This is a genomic window from Psychrilyobacter sp., assembly GCF_037132775.1.
Classification (GTDB): domain Bacteria; phylum Fusobacteriota; class Fusobacteriia; order Fusobacteriales; family Fusobacteriaceae; genus Psychrilyobacter.
In genome coordinates this window covers 1-19352 of sequence record NZ_JBAHZY010000095.1, presented here as the reverse complement: position 1 = coordinate 19352, position 19352 = coordinate 1, and the positions used below count along the sequence as shown (strand labels likewise).

The 19352-nt window shown below is 32.0% G+C and carries 16 protein-coding genes and 1 pseudogene; 7 read left to right on the top strand and 10 right to left on the bottom strand.

Features of this window, described 5'->3' with window-relative positions; genetic code table 11:
* Positions 1-122: 122 nt before the first annotated feature.
* Positions 123-605 carry a MerR family transcriptional regulator gene (locus tag V5784_RS06350; protein WP_336888195.1) on the bottom strand — a complete coding sequence of 161 codons (483 nt, stop codon included), beginning with the start codon at positions 603-605 and terminating at the stop codon, positions 123-125.
* 74 nt (positions 606-679) lie between these two features.
* Here V5784_RS06350 and V5784_RS06345 point away from each other — a divergent pair, with 74 nt between their 5' ends.
* Positions 680-2032 carry an MATE family efflux transporter gene (locus V5784_RS06345; RefSeq protein ID WP_336888194.1) on the top strand — a complete coding sequence of 451 codons (1353 nt, stop codon included), beginning with the start codon at positions 680-682 and terminating at the stop codon, positions 2030-2032.
* A gap of 108 nt (positions 2033-2140) precedes the next feature.
* On the opposite strand, the gene V5784_RS06340 is transcribed toward V5784_RS06345, so the two are convergent.
* The 3 genes from V5784_RS06340 to V5784_RS06330 all read right to left on the bottom strand — a co-directional run bounded on the left by V5784_RS06340 (position 2141) and on the right by V5784_RS06330 (position 4377).
* Complete coding sequence (locus V5784_RS06340; RefSeq protein ID WP_336888193.1) at positions 2141-2818, bottom strand: DUF554 domain-containing protein; 678 nt, start codon at positions 2816-2818, stop codon at positions 2141-2143.
* A gap of 77 nt (positions 2819-2895) precedes the next feature.
* Positions 2896-3690 carry a MerR family transcriptional regulator gene (locus tag V5784_RS06335; protein WP_336888192.1) on the bottom strand — a complete coding sequence of 265 codons (795 nt, stop codon included), beginning with the start codon at positions 3688-3690 and terminating at the stop codon, positions 2896-2898.
* A 135-nt stretch (positions 3691-3825) separates the two neighbouring features.
* Positions 3826-4377 carry an XRE family transcriptional regulator gene (locus V5784_RS06330; RefSeq protein WP_336888191.1) on the bottom strand — a complete coding sequence of 184 codons (552 nt, stop codon included), beginning with the start codon at positions 4375-4377 and terminating at the stop codon, positions 3826-3828.
* Between the two features lie 127 nt (positions 4378-4504).
* Between V5784_RS06330 and V5784_RS06325 the strand changes: the two genes are divergently transcribed.
* The 3 genes from V5784_RS06325 (at position 4505) to V5784_RS06315 (ending at position 6336) form a co-directional block, all read left to right on the top strand.
* Positions 4505-5161 carry a hypothetical protein gene (locus V5784_RS06325; RefSeq protein WP_336888190.1) on the top strand — a complete coding sequence of 219 codons (657 nt, stop codon included), beginning with the start codon at positions 4505-4507 and terminating at the stop codon, positions 5159-5161.
* Between the two features lie 283 nt (positions 5162-5444).
* A complete protein-coding gene (locus V5784_RS06320; protein ID WP_336888189.1) occupies positions 5445-5720 on the top strand; it encodes a hypothetical protein in 276 nt (91 codons plus the stop codon).
* Positions 5721-5949: 229 nt separating this feature from the next.
* Positions 5950-6336 carry a desulfoferrodoxin gene (locus tag V5784_RS06315; protein WP_336888188.1) on the top strand — a complete coding sequence of 129 codons (387 nt, stop codon included), beginning with the start codon at positions 5950-5952 and terminating at the stop codon, positions 6334-6336.
* Between the two features lie 117 nt (positions 6337-6453).
* Here V5784_RS06315 and V5784_RS06310 read toward each other — a convergent pair whose 3' ends face one another.
* Positions 6454-10782 carry a PolC-type DNA polymerase III gene (locus V5784_RS06310; RefSeq protein WP_336888187.1) on the bottom strand — a complete coding sequence of 1443 codons (4329 nt, stop codon included), beginning with the start codon at positions 10780-10782 and terminating at the stop codon, positions 6454-6456.
* A gap of 1205 nt (positions 10783-11987) precedes the next feature.
* Here V5784_RS06310 and V5784_RS06305 point away from each other — a divergent pair.
* Together V5784_RS06305 and V5784_RS06300 are read left to right on the top strand one after the other, a co-directional pair.
* Complete coding sequence (locus V5784_RS06305; RefSeq protein ID WP_336888186.1) at positions 11988-12128, top strand: alanine:cation symporter family protein; 141 nt, start codon at positions 11988-11990, stop codon at positions 12126-12128.
* A pseudogene (locus tag V5784_RS06300) lies at positions 12118-13239 on the top strand (alanine/glycine:cation symporter family protein). The gene V5784_RS06305 and the pseudogene V5784_RS06300 overlap by 11 nt, the downstream one beginning before the upstream one ends.
* Positions 13240-13403: 164 nt before the next feature.
* On the opposite strand, the gene V5784_RS06295 reads toward V5784_RS06300, so the two are convergent.
* Genes V5784_RS06295 through V5784_RS06275 form a run of 5 tightly spaced genes read right to left on the bottom strand, consistent with a single transcriptional unit; the run spans position 13404 to position 18068 of the window.
* Positions 13404-13907 (bottom strand): YgjP-like metallopeptidase domain-containing protein, encoded by a 504-nt coding sequence (locus V5784_RS06295; RefSeq protein ID WP_336888185.1) that lies wholly within the window; start codon positions 13905-13907, stop codon positions 13404-13406.
* Positions 13908-13939: 32 nt separating this feature from the next.
* A complete protein-coding gene (gene lspA, locus V5784_RS06290; protein ID WP_336888184.1) occupies positions 13940-14377 on the bottom strand; it encodes a signal peptidase II in 438 nt (145 codons plus the stop codon).
* Positions 14364-15278, bottom strand: a complete 915-nt coding sequence (locus V5784_RS06285) for a glucosaminidase domain-containing protein (RefSeq protein ID WP_336888183.1) — start codon at positions 15276-15278, stop codon at positions 14364-14366. Before V5784_RS06285 ends, lspA begins: the two co-directional genes overlap by 14 nt.
* 2 nt (positions 15279-15280) lie before the next feature.
* On the bottom strand, positions 15281-15928 hold the full coding sequence (locus V5784_RS06280; RefSeq protein ID WP_336888182.1) for a class I SAM-dependent methyltransferase: 648 nt from the start codon (positions 15926-15928) through the stop codon (positions 15281-15283).
* 4 nt (positions 15929-15932) lie between these two features.
* Positions 15933-18068, bottom strand: a complete 2136-nt coding sequence (locus V5784_RS06275) for a U32 family peptidase (RefSeq protein ID WP_336888181.1) — start codon at positions 18066-18068, stop codon at positions 15933-15935.
* A gap of 407 nt (positions 18069-18475) precedes the next feature.
* Between V5784_RS06275 and V5784_RS06270 the strand changes: the two genes are divergently transcribed.
* Positions 18476-18985 (top strand): GNAT family N-acetyltransferase, encoded by a 510-nt coding sequence (locus tag V5784_RS06270; protein ID WP_336888180.1) that lies wholly within the window; start codon positions 18476-18478, stop codon positions 18983-18985.
* Positions 18986-19352 lie beyond the last annotated feature (367 nt).

The following is a 19352-nucleotide window of genomic DNA, read 5'->3' as shown; positions in this document are numbered from 1 at the left end:
TACAAATCATTTTTAATTAAAAACTAAATATTATTTATTAGGACTAAAAGAAACCTTTTCAAGATTATCTGATTTAAAAACAGTATAATTTTTCATGGGATAAGTCTGTCTAAATAAATTTGTTACCGCGAAACATCAGTTAATAAGTTAGAAAATGTTTTATCATACTTTAAATAATTAAAAGGTTTTTCTAAATCGATAGCAATAGTCTCCATAGGTTCAATATATATGACCTGCGGCTCGATGTCATCTTTTTTCATTATGTTTTTCATCTCAGATATTTTTTTATCTATGATAAACTTCGATTCAATCATCTTTTTTATCTTTATATCTACCATTTTTTTCTTTTCCTCTAAATAGTCCAAACTCTCCTCAGGGGAACGACTTTTAGTATATTCTCCTATCTCCTTCAGTGAAAACCCAGCTTCCTTGAGTATGAGTATAAATCTCAAGCTAGAAAACTGATCCTCTCCGTAGTATCTGTAGAAGGTCTCGCTGTCTATAAACTTAGGTTTAAATAATCCAATATTATCATAATAGATAAGGGTCTGCCGAGAAATCTTAAAAAAACTGGCTATCTCATTGATCTTATATTTTTTTTTCATAGAACCTCCAAAATATTCTTGACTTATAGTATACCATATAGTTTATAATGTATACAGAAACAAGGAGGTTAGTGATGAAAGATTTAAGTTTAGAAAATGGATGTGTAAAAAAAGTATTTTTTAAGTTTGCAATACCCAGTGTAGTAGGATTATTAATTGTGTCCATGCAGATAATGATAGATGGGATGTTTATAGGAAATATCGTCGGACCTAGAGGTCTTGCGGCAGTTAACTTAGCCATGCCATATATGAGTACAATCATGAGTATAGTCATGATGATCTCAGCCGGTGGTGCTGTCTTAGCCTCTATCTCCTTAGGAAAAAATCAAAAACAAAGAGCGGGGGAGATAGCAACCTTTACTCTGGTATCGTATTTAGTAATAATTGGAGTAATCTCCATAGGCAGTTTGTTTTTTTTGGATAAAATAATATTGTTTTTAGGAGCAGACAGAGGATTATTACCTCTGGTAAAAGCCTATATGAAGCCTCTATTGCTATTATGTATATTTTTAAATCTTCCAATATATACCGAAACATTTGCAAGGGTTGGAGAAAAACCAAACTCTGTGTTTTTAAGTGGTCTTGTGTGCTTCTTCACTAATGTAGCGTTGGATTATCTATTTATTGTAAGGTTCGGATGGGGGATGTCTGGAGCAGCCTATGCCACGGCAATAGCTAACCTTCTCGGTGGTCTTGCACTCTTTGGTTATTTTTTTAATGGAAGATCTCAGATACAGTTTTTTAAACTAAGAGGTGACTTTAAACTCTTAAAAAATATACTCTATAACGGAAGTTCTGAGATGTTGACAATGGTATCTACATCAGTAGCAGCTTTTTTATTTAACAAAATAATCATGAAAGAATTAGGAGAATTAGGAGTTTCAGCTCTTACAATTGTATTTTATGTGAATACAATTGTAAATATTTCTCTCTATGGTTTGGCTCAGGCATTACAACCTATAATTTCGTATAATTTAGGAGCAAAAAGAATAGGGGAAATATATGATGTATTGAAAGTTTCTCTCATAACTGGGGGAAGCATAGGAATCGTATTCTTTATCCTAATGAAATTTTTCAGTGCTCCCATAGTAAATATGTTTGCTAATGGAAATAATGAGTTGATTCTTCTAACTAATGAAGCTATAGCATACTTTGTATTTGCCTATATATTTTCTTTTATAAATATAATATCTAGTTCATTTCATACAGCCATAGAAAAGCCCCTAGAATCTGCCAGTATAGCATGTTTTAGATCACTCATTTTTGTAGGAATATTCCTTTTTATCCTCCCATCTATTTTTGGAGCTAAGGGAATATGGATGGCTGTTCCTATGGCAGAAGTTGCCTGCCTGATTATAAGTATCTTTATGATGAAAAGGTCTTTTAGAGCGATAGAATATACTATGAAACTAGCTCCAATAAATTAAGTATAAAAAAATGCTACTGTTACTCCTTTTGGAGCAGTAGCATTTTTTTATGTTCTAATAACTATAGGGGCATTATTTTGGTTTTAATTTAAGAAAATTATTTTCATCCTAAATAATACCAAAAACTTTTGCTATAAATGGGATTAAAAGAGCAGGGAGAAAATTTAAGATCTTTATTTTAGCCATCCCCAGAATATTTATTCCGGTTGCTAGGATAAAAATACCTCCTAATATAGTAAGTTGATTTAAAAGTTCTGGAGTGATCATATCTTGCATTGAACTGGCGCCAAGATATATACTTCCCTGCCAAAGAAAAAGAATAACTCCTACCAGTGCTATGGATATTCCATAATTAATTGAAAGGATTATAGAAGTTATTCCATCCAAGACAGCGTTGGCATAAAGCATGGTATTATCTCCCCTGATAGCACTCTCTATAGGACCTACTATGGACAGAGCTCCTACACAAAATAATACAGCTCCGATAACAATTCCCTGTACAGGATTTTTGGTCCCCTCATATTTTTTACTTATAAGATCTATCTTTTTATCTAAATTTATCCATTCTCCTAAAATAGATCTTATCCCTATACTGAGTATAAATACCAGTGGATTATCTATAAGTGTCATTCCCTTGGAGATATTTGATATTCCTATGGTCATGGCTACAAATCCCATTCCCTCTATAGTTCTTTCTTTATATCGTTCTTCAATCCCCTTATTAAGGAAACTTCCTATGGTAGCTCCAGCCACTATAGTCGCTGTATTTACTATTGTTCCCAGCATTTTTTTATCCCTCCCGTTTAGGTACTTTGTATACCTTGAAGTATACAGTCTTCACCTAGTAGAGAGTCAATACCAAATTATTTTTTCTTTATCTCTATCATTCTAATATATTCTTTTTCGGTAGATGAGATAGATGTGCTGACTAGAGCCATCTCATAGAAAAACTCCTCTATCTCTATCTTATTATCCACTATATATTTTTCCAAGATTTTATAATATTTAGGAGATTCCTCTCTTTTTTCTTTAAAATATATTGTTAAATATTCTCCTGCCGATTTTATAGAAACATTTAAAAGATCTTTAAAATCTTTATTGATTAAATAGATTCCTATATACTTTTTATAATCCGAATACGGTTCCATCAAAAGACCTACATTTCCCAAGGTCAAGGAATGGGAAAAATTCGTTCTTTTCCCTAACTCTCTCACTAAAAGCTCCAAATCACACTCTTTATAAAATACTTTATCCACAGTAAATATCTTATTTTCATCCACATGTTGAGTCAATACTTTTCCAAATTCAGGAATAATATTTACTTTTTCTATATATTCTAGCCTCTCCTCCACACTTTTCTTAGCACATTCCAGTTCCTTTATTGTTCTTTCCAACTCCTCTTTCTGCTCCAAAAAAATTGTTTTTAGGAGAGTGATATCTCCGTTTTCCGTGTGCTCTTTTATCCTATCCAAGGGAACCCTACTATACCTTAAATTTAAAATGTTATTTAGAAGTTCGAATTGATCTGAATAATAATATCGATATCCCGTACCTTTATCTATATATCCAGCGTTAAATATCCCTTTATTGTGATAGTGCCTTAATGTAGTTATGGGTATATCAAAAAGTTTGCTGACCTCTCCTATACTATATTTCATTGTCCTACCCCCTCTGTTTTATAATTAGATCATACTATAATCTAGTTAATAATTTAAATTTTCTTAGAATAAAAATACTCTCAAATTTATTTGAGAGTATTTTTTATTTCATTCAATTTAAAACAAGTAAAAAAATTAATTTTTATGATAAACATTGATATTTTGGAACCTGCATTTGACACTCTCTAAATTTGAATACTCATGATCTACATTTGCTCTAAATCTTAGGGCTTCTCCTTTTTTTAAAACTATAGATTCTTTGCCTATTTTCACCCTCAGAACCCCTTCAATAACAAATACATATTCTTCTACTTCATTTGGATGCTTTGGTGAAGGGTGAACACATCCTGGCTCTAGATCTACATATAATATTTCAAAATTATCGTTATAGGGGAACATTGTGTAGATCTTCATATTTTCATCGCATTCCATTATAGGCTCTAAATTTACAGACGAAACAAATTGATAATCTAATTCAGGTTCCTTCATAAATTCTGAAAAAGGGACTTTAAGACCTGTGGCAATCTTCCAAAGAGTTGTTACTGTAGGGTTAGATTTCCCCCTCTCGATTTGCCCTAACATAGGTTTACTAACTCCTGTAGCAACAGCAACTTCATCCAAACTTAAATTTTGGCTTTTTCTTATGGACTTTAAATTTTGTCCGACTAATATATTTAATTCTTTCATAATGACTTACTCCTCAAATTTTTATATGATTAAGTATAGCACAAAATATTTTTGTATGCTATACTCGTTAAAAAGGATGTTATGTGATACAAAAATATGCTTTAAAAGAAAATAAAAAGGAGTAGTTATGAAAAAAGAGATATTAAAATATTTAAAATTATTTTTAGGTTTATTTGTTTGCTCCCTAGGGATAATAATGATAATTAAATCTGATTTGGGATTTTCCCCGTGGGATGTACTTCACCAAGGTATATCCAGGATTGGTAGTATTACAATAGGCCAGGCGAGTATCTTGGTTGGGTTTATAGTTATAACTTTAGATTTTTTTCTAGGAGAGAGAATAGGCAGTGGTAGTATATTGAATATTATTTATTTTGGTACTTTTATGGACTTGATCCTCTACCTAGACATAGTTCCTTTAGGTACTAGTGTATCCATAGGAATTTTTATGATGTTTTTGGGGATGTTTACACTCAGTGTAGGATGTTACCTCTATATTTCTACCGGTCTTGGTTGCGGTCCTAGAGATGCCCTCATGGTTGCTCTTACTAAAAAAACCAAGCTTTCCGTAGGAGTTGTGAGAAATATCATTGAAATCAGTGTCTTGGGTGCAGGATATCTTATGGGAGGATATGCAGGAGTGGGAACAGTTATAACTGCTCTCTTCACAGGGGTTTTTATCCAGGGAGTTTTTAAACTCTTCAAATTTGATGTTAAATCGGTAGTTCACAGAGATATAAGAGATGAAGTTGTTTTATTGAAAAGATACATAGTTAACAGATAAATAAAAAGGACTTGATGGGTTTTGGATTTTTAGATGTTCAGTAAAAAGTGAGTTTTAAAAAGGTTTATTAAGTATTTTAGAGTACTTAATAAACCTTTTTTCTGTTGTTTGGACAATCTATTTAGATCTCTCGTGTATTGATAGACAAAATAATTTTTTTATAATTTAAACTAAAAAAAGGAATCTTTACAGTTTTAAAGAAAATAAGAAAATAAGAAAATAATTTTTTTCCTATATCTAAGAATATATATGAATTTCAAAATAATAAAACGGAGGTAATAAAATGGATAATAAAGAACAGAATTGGAGAGAGACATTAGAATATAAACATGAAGGTCATATTTATATTATGCAGGATACAGAATTTGATAATGCAATTTTAGAAAGTTTTGATAATAATATGTATGAGCTTTTTTCAACGATTAATTCTACAAATCACACAAGGAATGAATATAAAAAACTGATAAGAGCGATAGAAGATTTTAATAATCTTTCTGCTGGGCAAAAAAATATTTTTGATTTAGATATAAGATGTAAAGAGATGCTAAGTTACAGCTAACCGAAGTTGGACTTCAATACCCTTCTCGTTATTAATTATGATAGAGTATGAATTTTATAGTAAATTGCTTTCTATCAAATTTGGGAGTATACACATAGTGTGATTACTCTCTATTTTTTTAACTGATTTTTTTACTTGTTCGGGTTTATTTTAGAAAAAAAAAAGGAATTTTATCCTTGAATTAGTATATATATTTGTAATGTTTTTTTATAAAAAAAGGAGGTAAAATATGGCAAAAATATTTGAGATTTATAAGTGTGAAGTCTGTGGAATTATTACGAAGGTATATCACGAAGCGGATGGTACTCTAAGTTGTTGTGGAGAAGAGATGGTACAACAAGTAGAGAATACAACAGATGCTGCTGTTGAAAAACATGTTCCAGTTATAACTAAAATAGAAGATGGATTTGAAGTTAAAGTTGGAGAAACTCTCCACCCTATGACGGAAGCTCACTATATTGAATGGATAGAACTAACTGTGGATGATTGCTGGGTAACTACTGCATTCTTAAAACCTGGAGATGAGCCTAAAATTACTTTTAAAGCGTGTTTAGGAGAAAAAGTAGAAGCTAAAGCATATTGTAATTTACATGGGTACTGGAAGGCAAAGTTTTAACAAAAGTTATATGATATAACAATTAAATATACTAAAAAAACCCTGTAAACTTTGACACTATGTTTCTAGTGTCTAGCTTATAGGGTTTTTATCTAGTAAATTGGGCACATTGATTTTTTAGAATAAGCTTCTTTGGTCTGTATCGCTCAATCCTTCTATTGAACCTATTTCCTTTAATTTCTCAATGATTGTAGCAGATGCCTTTGTTCTCCTCTTAAGATCCTCGTAGGATGAAAAAGTTCTTCCAGTACGTTCATTTAACATATTTTCAACCACTGCTGCTCCTAATCCATTTACAGCTAGAAGAGGTAATCTGATTTTATCTCCTTCAATCTTAAATTTGAAACCATCAGATTTGTATACATCCACTCCTAAAAATTCTATTTTACGAGCATTCATCTCGAGGATGATCTCAGACAGTGCCATCTGCCCTTTCTGTCTTACATCCATTCGAGGTTCATTGTTTAATTCCTTTATCTTACTTTTTACGCCATCTAAAGTAAGCATAAAATCAGAATCAAAGTCATCAGCTTTTCTACTTAAATATGCAGTATAGAAGGCTAGAGGATAATGAACTTTAAAATATGCAATCCTTACAGACATCATAACATAGGCTACCGCATGTCCTTTCGGGAACATATACTTTATCCTCTTACACGATTCAATATACCAAGCAGGGATCTTTCGACCCTTCATGATATTTGAATATTCTTCCCAAGTATTTGGATCCTTACTTGGCCTTCCCTTTCTGACAAACTCCATAATCTTAAAGGCTAACCCTTTTTCAATACCTGAATCAATAAGAAAGTTCATAATATCGTCTCTTACTGAGATGATTTCTGATAAGGTTGCTTTTCCCTGGCGAACAAAATCTTGGGCATTGTTTAACCAAACATCTATTCCATGTGATAATCCCGATATACGACAGAGTTCTGCAAAGGTTGTTGGTTTGGTATCTAGTAGCATTTGCCTTACAAATCCTGTACCGAACTCTGGTACTCCATAGGTTCCAATTGCTGATCCAATGTCTTTTGTTAATCCCAAGGATTCAGTAGAAGAAAATAATTTCAATGTTTTTGGATCAGTTAACGGTATGTCATAGACATTAACTCCTGTTAAATCTTGTAATAATTTAATTGTTGTGGGATCATCATGCCCTAATATATCCAGTTTAACAAGCTGTTCATCCATTACATGATAATCATAATGGGTGGTTATCGAGGTTGAATTTTGATCGTTTGCAGGTCTTTGTACAGGAGTAAAATCATAGATAGATTTCCCTTCAGGAACGATGATCATTCCTCCAGGATGCTGTCCTGTAGTCTTCTTTACGCCTTCACATTTTTTAGCTATTCTTTCTATTTCAGCCCCTCTCATGGGCCGGTTGTTTTCTTCAGAAAATTTTCTTACATATCCATAGGCATTTTTCTCTGCCAGAGTGGAGATTGTTCCAGCTTTAAACACATTTTCTTTTCCAAATAAAACTTCACAATATTTATGGATAGTCCCTTGATATTCTCCCGAGAAATTAAGGTCAATATCTGGGACCTTATCTCCATTGAATCCCATAAATACTTCAAAAGGTATCGAATGGCCGTCACGAGTGAGTTCCGCCCCACATTCAGGACATTTTTTATGAGGCAGGTCTACTCCGCTTCCCTCTTTATCCATAAATTCTGAATATTGACATTCAGGACAGACATAGTGAGGATAAAGGGCATTTACTTCGGTGATATCCATCATAAATGCGACGAATGATGACCCTACTGATCCTCTTGATCCTACCAGATAACCATTGTCTAGAGATTCCTTTACTAATTTTTGAGCCGAAAGATATAATACTGCAAAGCCGTTTCCAATGATGGCTTTTAATTCTCTGACTATTCTTTTTTCAATATGAGATGGCAGTGGATTACCATAAATTTTATACGCTTTATTGTAGGTCATGTCACTCACTTCTTCCTCTGCATTATCCATCTTAGGAGGATAAAAACCATCTGGAATAGGCTGAACCTTTTCAATCATCTCATTTATTTTATGAGTGTTATTTATAACAACATCATTTGCTAATTTGTCTCCTAGATATGAAAACTCCTCAATCATCTCATCAGTAGTCCTAAAATACAACTGGTTATCGTACTGCCATGAATTAAAGGCCATTCCACTACCATACCGAAGTACACTTCGAGTCAGGTATTCATCTGGATTTAGATATTGGACATCTCCTGTGGCTACGACAATCTTCCCTTGCTTTTCAGCTAAATCAACAAAGTATTTATTCATTTCAATGATACTGTTATATGATTCGACTTCTTTTTTCTCTACTAATTCTGTATATGTACCCCTTGGATGGATCTCAAAGTAATCATAGTATTTAGCTAATTCTTCAATCTCAGATTTAGCAGTACCACGAAGATAAGCTTTTGTTAGTTCCCCTTCATTTCTAAAAGTTCCACTACCACTGCTGGTTATTATTAATCCTTCACGTAACTCAGTAAGGAGTGATTTAGGTATTCTAGGTTTTTTCTGACCGTAAAAATCAATATGAGCTCTTGAAACCAATTCGTACAAATTCCTCAATCCTTTTTGATTCTTAACCAAGATCATAGTATTGAACGTATCCATGAGTTTCACATCAGTTTCATAGACATTGTCTATCTCACTTAACTTATAAGCTCCCTTAGTCAGAACCATATTCATCATCTTCACAAATATATGTGCTGTAGCTTCAGCGTCATCTACAGCTCTATGATGGTTGTCTAGTTCCACACCCAGATGTTTTGCCATGGCTTTCAAATTATATCTTTTTAGCTCTTTGAGGATATTTTTACCCCATAGTAGAGTGTCTATTACAGCTGGATCGTAATTTTGATCCATTCTAGTTTTTAATTTTGTCTGAATAAACCCGATATCAAATTTTGCATTATGGGCTACCATGGTAGCATTTTTTGAAAATTCTAGAAATTTAGGTAAAACTTCCTCAATCTGAGGAGCATCTGCCACCAATTCATCTGTAATACCTGTAAGTTTTACTATGTTTTCTGGAATAGGTTTATTGGGATTAACAAAGGTAGAAAACCTATCAATAATTTTAGTACCCTTTAATTTAACTGCTCCTATCTCTGTTATTTCATCATTATGGGGGTCAAATCCTGTAGTTTCTATATCAAAGACTATATATGTTTCATCTTCTATGATATTATCTTTGGCATTTTTTACCATCTTGACAGCATCATCTACTACATAAGCTTCGCAGCCCATAATCACTTTGAAATCTTCCATTCCTTTAGCTGCATTAAAAGCAAATGGTAACGAGTGCGTTACGCCAAAATCAGTAACAGCAATAGCCTTATGACCCCAAGAATGAGCATGTTTAATCAAATCTTTTGCATCGATGAGTCCTGCCATATCACTCATCTTAGTATGGGCATGAAGTTCTATTCTTTTTATTTTTGCCTCATCTTTTCTTAGAACAGTTTTAGATTCAATGGCGTTTACATTGGTTGCAGCGAGGATATCTTCGTTGTTACTATATTGATCATTTTCCTTTTTCCCCTTGACCTTTACCCACATTCCAACTTGTATATCTACTTTGTTTTCTATTTTTGTAAATATTTTAATAGAGATTGAATCACTATGATTTGTCATTCCAAATTTCACAATTCTCCACTTGTTTTTTATCTCAATTTGTTCAACCTTGAAAATCTCTCCCTCTAAGGTGCAAACTTCCCCGGGATAGATCTCATTGAACTCTGAAAAATCATTGGTTGATCCTTTTATCATCCCTCGTCCAAAGAGAATTTTCTTCCCTTCGCTACTTTCAATAATTTTTATTTTTTCCATGTTTCTAGGTTCAGTTCTTTTAGGTTGTTCTACTACTTGTTTTACCGGATTGTTAAGCTGGATTTTTTCCTTGGTGATCTTAATAATTTTATCATCCATATCTTTAACTTCTCTAGCAAAATCTCCTACAAGGAGCTGGATGTCGAGGTTATTTATCCCATACCTTCCTAGTTTAGTATTCAGTTTAATATCCACTTCGGCTTTCATAAGATTATCTAAAGATACTTGATCCTTTAACTCTATATCGATATGCTGGTCGTGGATATAGATCCTATACAGGTGTAAAAAAGATCTAGAGGGAGCACTGGTAGTTTTTAACTCCTTGATAATCCTCTCTACAACCAATTTTATGTCCATCTTAGTCAAATTAGTAGCCTCAAACTCTACTCCTAAGTCCAGATCTAATTTATCTCCAAATTTTTTATTGATCTCTTTTTGAATAAGGTCTAGTTCACCTAAGTTATGGGGGCTTTTTACTACACACAATAACTCTATTTTTTTTAACTTTTCATAGATGATTATCTCTTTTAACTCTATATTTTTTACTCCTACAGACTCAAAAAGATTCTTTTTTGGCCGTATTTTAACTATATTTCTAGGCATATTTCCTCCCTACCTTTTCCATTAAACAATATTTCTATCTATATATTCTTATTATAATATGTATCCATCACCTTATTATTATATCATAGACTCTAAATAAATTTTATAGTTTCCTAAAAAATAATAAGGGATTATGACCTTATATCTAGGAGTAAATCATAATGTGCATTTAAAAAATCAGATTGTATTGTTCGGATTTAGGAGTCCATAGTTATCTGTTGGAGGTTAAAAGTATTGTTTTCAAACGATGATTTTAGTAAATGCCGAAATCCGAACTCGCGTACGAAAAAATCATTGACTTCTTTTAACTTATATGATATTATTATATATCATTCATATTTTTGAATGGTCCTAAGATGTTAGAAGTGAAATAAAAGTAGTGCCGGAAAACTGTAGATGACGAGATCTATGACCGCGGTAACAAAGAGGAGAAAAAAATGAAAAAATTAGTTTATATGTTGAAAGTTTCAATAGTATTTTCAACGATGATAAGTGTATCTTTAGTTTTAGCTAGATAGACTCAATCAGAATGGAATAAAATGTTTAATTGTAACATTTTATTAACATAAATTTAGCCAACTATAAATTTAGTTGGCTTTTATTATTTTTTCAAAAATATTTACGATTTCTAATCAAACACAGTAAAATACAATGCAAAAATACTACTCTCTCCCAAGAGGATTTATTACAATCATTTGATAGATTGGCTCTTAAATTAAATTTTAGGAGTCTTTTTATATGGTCTTTTTGATGTCATTGCATGCCAGCAGTCTGCTACACATATAATTTGATATACTATTGTAGTAAAGACTGCGAGGAACGATCTACTGATATTAATATATTAGTTCTTAATTCTAGTTTTTTCAAATTTGTTTATTCTAAGGAATTATTGAGAAATTCGAGTGAAAATAAGTGGAAAATATCTATTTGTAATAAGCCCTTCTGGATTTATAAAAAGTTTATTTTAAAAAAAAAAGGATTTTAATTATAAAAAGAGAACATATAATCACAGTTAAATTATACTTATTAAATCTAAACAAAGGCCAAAATACTATATTTTTTATTTAAGAAGGTTATTTATGGGTCAAGTTGTTGATTTTCTCAACTCGGTAATCTGGAGTCCAGTCTTGGTGTATTTACTTCTTGCAACAGGATTGTATTTCACATTTGCAACGCGATTTATGCAGGTACGTCACCTCAAGGAAATGGTAAAACTACTTTTTGGTGGTCAAGAGTCTGAACAAGGGGTTTCTTCTTTCCAAGCATTTGCATTAGCTGTTTCAGGAAGAGTAGGAACTGGTAATATAGCTGGCGTTGCTACTGCCATTGCTCTCGGTGGTCCCTGAGCATTATTTTGGATGTGGGTTAATTGCATTTTTAGGTGCAGGTTCTGCTTTTGTGGAATCGGCATTAGCTCAAATCTATAAGGTTGAAATTGACAATCAGTATCGTGGTGGACCATCTTACTATATTGAAAAAGGTCTCGGTATGAAATGATACGCTGTATTGTTTGCAATTTCTTCAGTAGTTGCAATGGGATTTTTATTACCAAGTGTTCAGGCGAACAATATAGCTAGTGGTGTAAATACTGCTTTCGGTCTCAGTCCATACATAACAGGTGGAATTATCGTGGTACTTTTAGGTATTATTATATTCGGTGGAGTCCATCGTATGGGTAAAGCAGCTGAAATTCTTGTGCCATTCATGGCAGGAGCCTATATACTTGTTGCTCTGATTATAATAGTTGTTAATATTGCACAGCTTCCGGCTGTTTTCATTTTAATTATAAAGAGTGCATTTGGTGTAGATGCAGCCTTTGGTGGGATTTTAGGAATGGCAATTTCATGGGGTGTAAAACGTGGTATCTATTCCAATGAAGCTGGACAAGGTACAGGTCCTATGGCGGCCGGTGCTGCAGAGGTTTCACATCCTGCTAAGCAAGGGTTAGTTCAAGCGTTTTCAGTTTATATAGATACATTGTTTGTTTGTAGTGCAACAGGGTTTATGATTCTGTTGACAGGTGCATATAATGTAAAGGATAAAGTAGGTGGCTTCATCGTTGAAAATATTCCAGGTGTTCAATATGGTCCGGCATATACACAGATGGCCGTAGATTCTTTTATGCCGGGATTCGGTAGTAAATTTGTTGCCATTGCACTCTTCTTGTTTGCATTTACAACTTTGATGGCTTATTACTATTATGCAGAGACCTGTATTGTGTATTTGTTTAAAGGAAGTCGGCACCATAAAACGGCTGTCAATTTAATGAGGTTGGCACTGCTAGCTGCTATCTACTATGGTGCAATCAAAACAGCTTCATTAGCTTGGGGTTTAGGAGATGTAGGTGTTGGGGTTATGGCTTGGTTAAATATTATTGCCATTATTCTTTTAAGAAAGCCAGCACTGGATTGTCTCAAAGACTATGAGGAACAAAAAGCTCAAGGACTAGATCCATAATATTATTCCATAGAAATGGGAGTAAAAAATGCAGAATTCTGGGAAGGTGGATATAAACATCATCCGGATTATAAAAAGCATCACCACAATGTTTAAAGTTTAATAGTTAATTAAAGATAAAAAAAGCCAGACTCTAGTTCTTATAACTAGAGTCTGGCTTTTTTTTAATAAAGTTCTTCCTTATAGATATCCACATAGGTTAGATAAATTCTTAGATCTAACTCTATCTGCCCGCAATTATCTTCCATAGACTGACAGAGCCTGTAAAAAGCCTTATCATGATTTTTTTCCTTTAAATGAGCCAATTCATGCACCACTATATGCTCTAAAAACTCCAATGGCATTTTTTTAAACTTAGAAGCTATCTTTATTTCATTTTTTACCTTTGTTTTTTTCCCCTGTTTCCTGGGAATATATGAATGGAGACCCAAAGCTTGATTTTCTAGAATTATCTTTCCATCATAAACTACCTTTGATAGAGGCTGACTCTTTCTTAAAAAATTATTCTTTATCTCCATAGTATATTCATATAGTTGTTTATCAGTATCTATCCTATGAGCCTTGGGATATTTATTTTTGATATAAACTCCTAATTTCTTATTTTTCATCAATTGTTCCACTTGTTGCAGGATATTTTTTGAATATCCATTTAAATATTTAAATTCCATTTTTATCCTTTCTTAAATTTTTCTGTTAGTTATTAACCCACTATTTCTTTTATCATAACTATAGCTATACCTAAAAGCACCTCAAAATCTGCGATGTTAAATATGGGCCAGCCCTTGAGATTAAAGTATATAAAATCAATCACATAACCTTTTTGTAATCGGCCGGTAAAATTTCCCAATCCACCTGCTAATATCAAGGAATAGGCTAAATAATTACTTATATCAGTGTATAAAAGATAGCCTAGATAGATAAATAAAAATAAATTTATAATTAATATTAAATTCTTCTTCCCTGACAATCTGTTGAATGCTATTCCATAATTTCTCACATAGACCAACTGTATTTTACTACCAAACAGAGACCTAGGGGCATTTAAATTTTTTTCAGCCCATTCCTTAGTCCATAGGTCCAAGGTTAAAAAAATTATTATTATCTCTAAGACGAAGAACCACTCTCTATTCAAATTCATACCTATCGTATTGGTATAGTTTATTATGCTCAATGGTAGCTAAAAGTCTGTTGATATAGACCTCCTCCATCTCACTGTATTTATCTAATTTGGGCACTAAGATCTTATAGTCATCTGTCACCTGGAGTTTTTCACGGAAACTGCTATAGGCTTTATGCCTGGCCAAAAGTTTCATATAGTCAGCCATAGATTCTTTCAATGTAGGATAACTTCTCAAGTATACCTGTTTATTTACCCTGGCTTCTCCAGCTTTTATCCTAGGTTCAGTAGGATCTACTGACCATACACCGAATATATTATTTGCTTTTTCAAAAAATCTGGAAGTCCCCCAGCCGCTTTCTAAAATAGCTTGAGAAAGCAGGATTGATATAGGAACAGGTTTTAATTTATGATATAAAATTTCTATGTCTTTTTCTTTAACCCTGTATTTAATATACATTTTTGAAAGATACTCTTCATCTCTGTCTCTCTTACCTTCCATAATTAATTTTAAACCTTCTCTGGTCTCTTCGATCTCTTCTGCCACGACCATCGCTGTAGGCACCATGATTTCAAAGAATTTTTGTTTCTTCTTAGAAACGTTTAAACCCCTCAAAGACACATTATCCATGCTATAGACCACTCTGGGAACTAATTTATCTCCTGGAATTGGTTGAACCTCCGATAGATGGAGTAAATCTATCTCTTTATGTGTACCTTTCACCATTTTTATTATCTCTAATCTAATTTGAAAATTTTTTTCTGCCAGTATTTTTTCCTCTTCTTTTTCTTCGCTTTTTTCAGATTCAATATTTTTTAAAACTATTTTATCTTTTGATTGCTCTTCTTTTTTTATTTCTTCTACCTGGGAAAAGTTAATAACCACAACAACTAAATAAAGTAAAATTAATTTAATATTCATGTCTACCTCCTTTGAAAGATTATAATATTCTTATGATTATATTTTATGATATTTAAATCATATTTCCTGCCTATAACCTCAAAAGTTTTTTTATTATAAAATACAACGTGGGTAGGATCTTGAATATACCACCATCTTTTGAACTCATCATTGGTAGGAGGGGAGACAGCAGTCATTAGGATTAATTTACCATTTTTCTTTAAAATAGACAATAAAGTTTCTAAAGTTTCCACAGGGTTATATATATGCTCAAAGACCTCTGTAGAGATAATCACATCATATTCTTTATCCAGATAATCTTCTTTATTATAGAAAAATTTATCATAGATATCGACCTTATATCCATCTTCTTCCATTACATCAGCTAACACTGGCTGATGTCCTGAGCCATAGTCTAGGATAGTATCCTCTCTATCTACTTCATCTTCTATGTAGTTTATAAAATTTTTAAAATAAGATCTATATGATGGATCTAAAATCTCATTGTTATGGATCTCATACCTCCTGCCTTCATCTTCAAGGGTTAAAATATGAACTTTATCTATAAAAATAAATTCACACTCTTTACATCTATAGTATTTTTTCAATCCAGCTTTATTTTTCACCTCAATAAGATGAAGATCTTCACCTTTACATATATTACACTTCATAAATTTAAAATACTCCCTTGTGCAGGTTGTAAGGCACATATTCTCCTATTCCTGTCTGGATACTTTCTAGTATCTTTCTCATTTCAAACTCTGATTCTAAGAGAAAATCTAATCTTACTTCAGCTAAACCTAGATCTTTTAATTTGTTGATCCTAGAAATTATATTCATAGGTTTTTCTAAAAGAACCTGTGTATTACCTAATTTATTTGTATAAAGTTTAAAGTTATCTCCATTTTCATTGGTTAAATTATTAGCATCTACATTAAGATTTTCTATATACATCCCTGTAAGATGACCGTAGACCATCATCCCACATTTACTAAGTTCTAAAGTACTTAAATAATCTAAATCAAACTCAGGTGATAGGTAGATAACTCCTACATTTTTCATCTTTGAAAACTCCTCTATAGATCTGCTGTTGGCTATATTAAAGTTGTAATCTACAGATACTGTATCATTTTCATTTTGTATCAATTGATATAGATTAGAAGCTAATCTAGATTTTGTATCGATCTTATCTAAATTAGATTCCTTAGCTACTTCAGGACCTCTATAATAGATTTTTTTTATCCCAAATTCCTTGGCTACTTTAAATTGACTCTTGTTTACAACAGATACAGCAACTGTGGTTTTATAATCATTTTCACTTATTGTTGGTATGAATCCAACAAGTTCATGGTTGTCTAAAATTCTTCTTGTCGTAGCCAGATACTCATTTTCAAATTTTTCTATGACCTGTCTCTTGATATCTTTTAAAGTTTTCAACGAGACAAAGGCTTTACCATCGTATTCGATATCCAAATTAGATAGCTTTAATGTAGAATTACCCATCTCTCCTAATTTTTCAAATATTGTCTCATTGTCCAATGGTCTTTTTTGAGCTTCTTCCAATATATCCCCTATAATAGAAAAAGTTCTTCCATTTGTATATATATCAAATCTTATAGGCTCTCCTACATGTGCAAAAAACTTTCCACCTATAGACATTCTTCCCTTTGCAGTTTTTAATGTAGATTCAATACTATCATTTAACGCTTTATCAAATGTTTTATAGATAAATTTAGTTCCTTTAGGAGGGTATATGTTGATCAGATCTAACCTTTTAGCTTCCTTTACCTTTTTACCCATGATGATGATTTGATTTAGATATTCCCCCTGTAATATATTCATATCTTTATCTAAATAAGCTATCCCGTCTCCTAAAATAACTGTGGTATTTAACTTTAATATTCTTCCTCTGACATCCCCAATACTATATCCATAGTTAGAAGCATATTGGCTGTTCATTAATTTATCCCCATCATTTTTATAAAAATATCCCTTTGAATAACCTCTGTTAAATATTTTTTCAGGATGGTGTTCCTCATTTGTTCCCATTAAGATATCATTATATTTTCCCACCATCTCATAGACATAGTTAGGAGATTTCATTCTTCCCTCTATTTTAATTGCGTTTATTCCTGCATCTTTTAGTTTTTCAATCTCAACTTTATCTAGCATTTGGTCTTTTGGACTGAGGAGATATCCACTTTCATCTTTACTCGTTGTATATTTTTTTCTACAAACTTGAGCACACATTCCCCTGTTACCACTTCTACTTCCTATGAAACTACTGATATAGCAATTCCCAGAATAAGATATACATAGAGCTCCAGATACAAATACCTCTAATTCTATTTTTGTTTTTTTTCTGATAGTCTTGATCTCTTCAAAACTAAGTTCACGGGATAAAACAACTCTCTTAAATCCTAAATTGTATAGGTAGTTAGCTTCCACATGGTTAGCTACAGTCATCTGAGTACTACCATGGATCTCTAAGTCTTTGAAATTATCCTTTAGATATCTAAAGACACCTAAATCTTGTACTATTACAACATCTAATCCATGTTCATACAGTGTAGATAGATTCATATATAAAGAATCTATCTCGCTATCTTTCATAATTGTGTTCAATGTCAGTAAGACTTTGACACCTCTTAGATGTGCATAATCAATGGCATCTTTCAATTCACTGATAGTAAAGTTAATAGCCGATCTTCTGGCACCAAATCCTTTTAACCCAAGATAAACTTCGTCTGCGCCACCTTTTATGGATGCTTTCATTCTTTCTATATCTCCTGCAGGAGCAATTATTTTCATCTTTCCACCTCTATTTTAATTTTTTTATTTACCTAATATAGTACTATATTTTACAGGTTTTATCAAGAATTAAAACTAGTCACAAATTATACGGAGGGAGAGAAGATAATGTACAATTGATAATGGGGAGAAAAACAAAAGCTAACCGCGAATTACGCTAATGGGCATGAATATTTTTTTGGATTTAAACCAAGAAGAAAAAGGTTTCTCTTAGGCTGAGGGTCTGTTGCAAGTTTTGTGTAAACTGTAAAAATTATAGGAAGAACCAAACTAAATATAAGGGCAATTATATTGACTTATTAAAAATTTAAAGCTAATATTATCTATTCTGAATTTAGTTATAAGTAATCATTTAAAAAAATTTAGAATTAAAGTATAATAAAATAAAAAATGGAGGTATTATAGAAATGAAACACTTAAAAATACGAATCCCTTTAGAAAGTGAATCAGAAAAGATTTTTCATTATGTTAATCATGTAGCAGGTGAAACAAAATTTTTAACTTTTGGAAAAGGAGAATATCCACTAGATAGCAATGCCATTAAAAATTCTATTAGGAATTTAAGTACTTCAAAAAATTCGATTATGTTAATAGCAGAATTAAATAATAAAATAATTGGTTTAGCTTCTATTAAAGGATCCGATAAAATAAGAATGGATCATGTTGGTGATTTGAGCATTACTATTCTGAAAGATTATTGGGGTCAAGGAATTGGGAAAAAAATGATTGATTTTTTACTAGAATGGGCTAGAAATAATGAATTTTTATATAAGGTTAACTTAAAAGTGAGGCATGATAATTTAAAAGCAATTAAAATTTATAAAGATTTTGGATTTACTAAAGAAGGCATTTTGTTGGATGACTTTAAAATTAATAATACATATTATAATCATATTTTAATGGGAACAAATGTATAAACCTTTATTTGCAATCTCATAGAGGATTGGAAAATTTGGATTTACAACGGTATAAAAAATAAAATCTAGGCTCTTTTTAGAGTCTTTTTTATTTTGTTTATAATAGGAACTCTAAAACTTAATATATCCAGGACTCCTTTTTTAAATTTTAGAAACTTGTATCTCCTACTTATAAAATTAAGGTAATAAAAAAAGTGGTAGAAATTTCTACCACTTTGAATATTCAAGGGTCTGTCCCAAATTACGTGTAAATTACATTTCTTAGCTGATAGAGGGTATCTTAATTGGTACCCTTTTCATTTACCTATTTTTTTATAAATGTCCTTTTAATCTTTCTTCAAATTCTATTGATAGCATTCTTAAAATA

Excerpts from the sequence above, each read along its gene's own strand:
- V5784_RS06350 (WP_336888195.1), bottom strand. The coding sequence starts at position 605 with ATGAAAAAAAAATATAAGATCAATGAGATAGCCAGTTTTTTTAAGATT.
- V5784_RS06345 (WP_336888194.1), top strand. The coding sequence starts at position 680 with ATGAAAGATTTAAGTTTAGAAAATGGATGTGTAAAAAAAGTATTTTTT.
- V5784_RS06340 (WP_336888193.1), bottom strand. The coding sequence starts at position 2,818 with ATGCTGGGAACAATAGTAAATACAGCGACTATAGTGGCTGGAGCTACC.
- V5784_RS06335 (WP_336888192.1), bottom strand. The coding sequence starts at position 3,690 with ATGAAATATAGTATAGGAGAGGTCAGCAAACTTTTTGATATACCCATA.
- V5784_RS06330 (WP_336888191.1), bottom strand. The coding sequence starts at position 4,377 with ATGAAAGAATTAAATATATTAGTCGGACAAAATTTAAAGTCCATAAGA.
- V5784_RS06325 (WP_336888190.1), top strand. The coding sequence starts at position 4,505 with ATGAAAAAAGAGATATTAAAATATTTAAAATTATTTTTAGGTTTATTT.
- V5784_RS06320 (WP_336888189.1), top strand. The coding sequence starts at position 5,445 with ATGGATAATAAAGAACAGAATTGGAGAGAGACATTAGAATATAAACAT.
- V5784_RS06315 (WP_336888188.1), top strand. The coding sequence starts at position 5,950 with ATGGCAAAAATATTTGAGATTTATAAGTGTGAAGTCTGTGGAATTATT.
- V5784_RS06310 (WP_336888187.1), bottom strand. The coding sequence starts at position 10,782 with ATGCCTAGAAATATAGTTAAAATACGGCCAAAAAAGAATCTTTTTGAG.
- V5784_RS06305 (WP_336888186.1), top strand. The coding sequence starts at position 11,988 with ATGGTAAAACTACTTTTTGGTGGTCAAGAGTCTGAACAAGGGGTTTCT.
- V5784_RS06295 (WP_336888185.1), bottom strand. The coding sequence starts at position 13,907 with ATGGAATTTAAATATTTAAATGGATATTCAAAAAATATCCTGCAACAA.
- lspA (WP_336888184.1), bottom strand. The coding sequence starts at position 14,377 with ATGAATTTGAATAGAGAGTGGTTCTTCGTCTTAGAGATAATAATAATT.
- V5784_RS06285 (WP_336888183.1), bottom strand. The coding sequence starts at position 15,278 with ATGAATATTAAATTAATTTTACTTTATTTAGTTGTTGTGGTTATTAAC.
- V5784_RS06280 (WP_336888182.1), bottom strand. The coding sequence starts at position 15,928 with ATGAAGTGTAATATATGTAAAGGTGAAGATCTTCATCTTATTGAGGTG.
- V5784_RS06275 (WP_336888181.1), bottom strand. The coding sequence starts at position 18,068 with ATGAAAATAATTGCTCCTGCAGGAGATATAGAAAGAATGAAAGCATCC.
- V5784_RS06270 (WP_336888180.1), top strand. The coding sequence starts at position 18,476 with ATGAAACACTTAAAAATACGAATCCCTTTAGAAAGTGAATCAGAAAAG.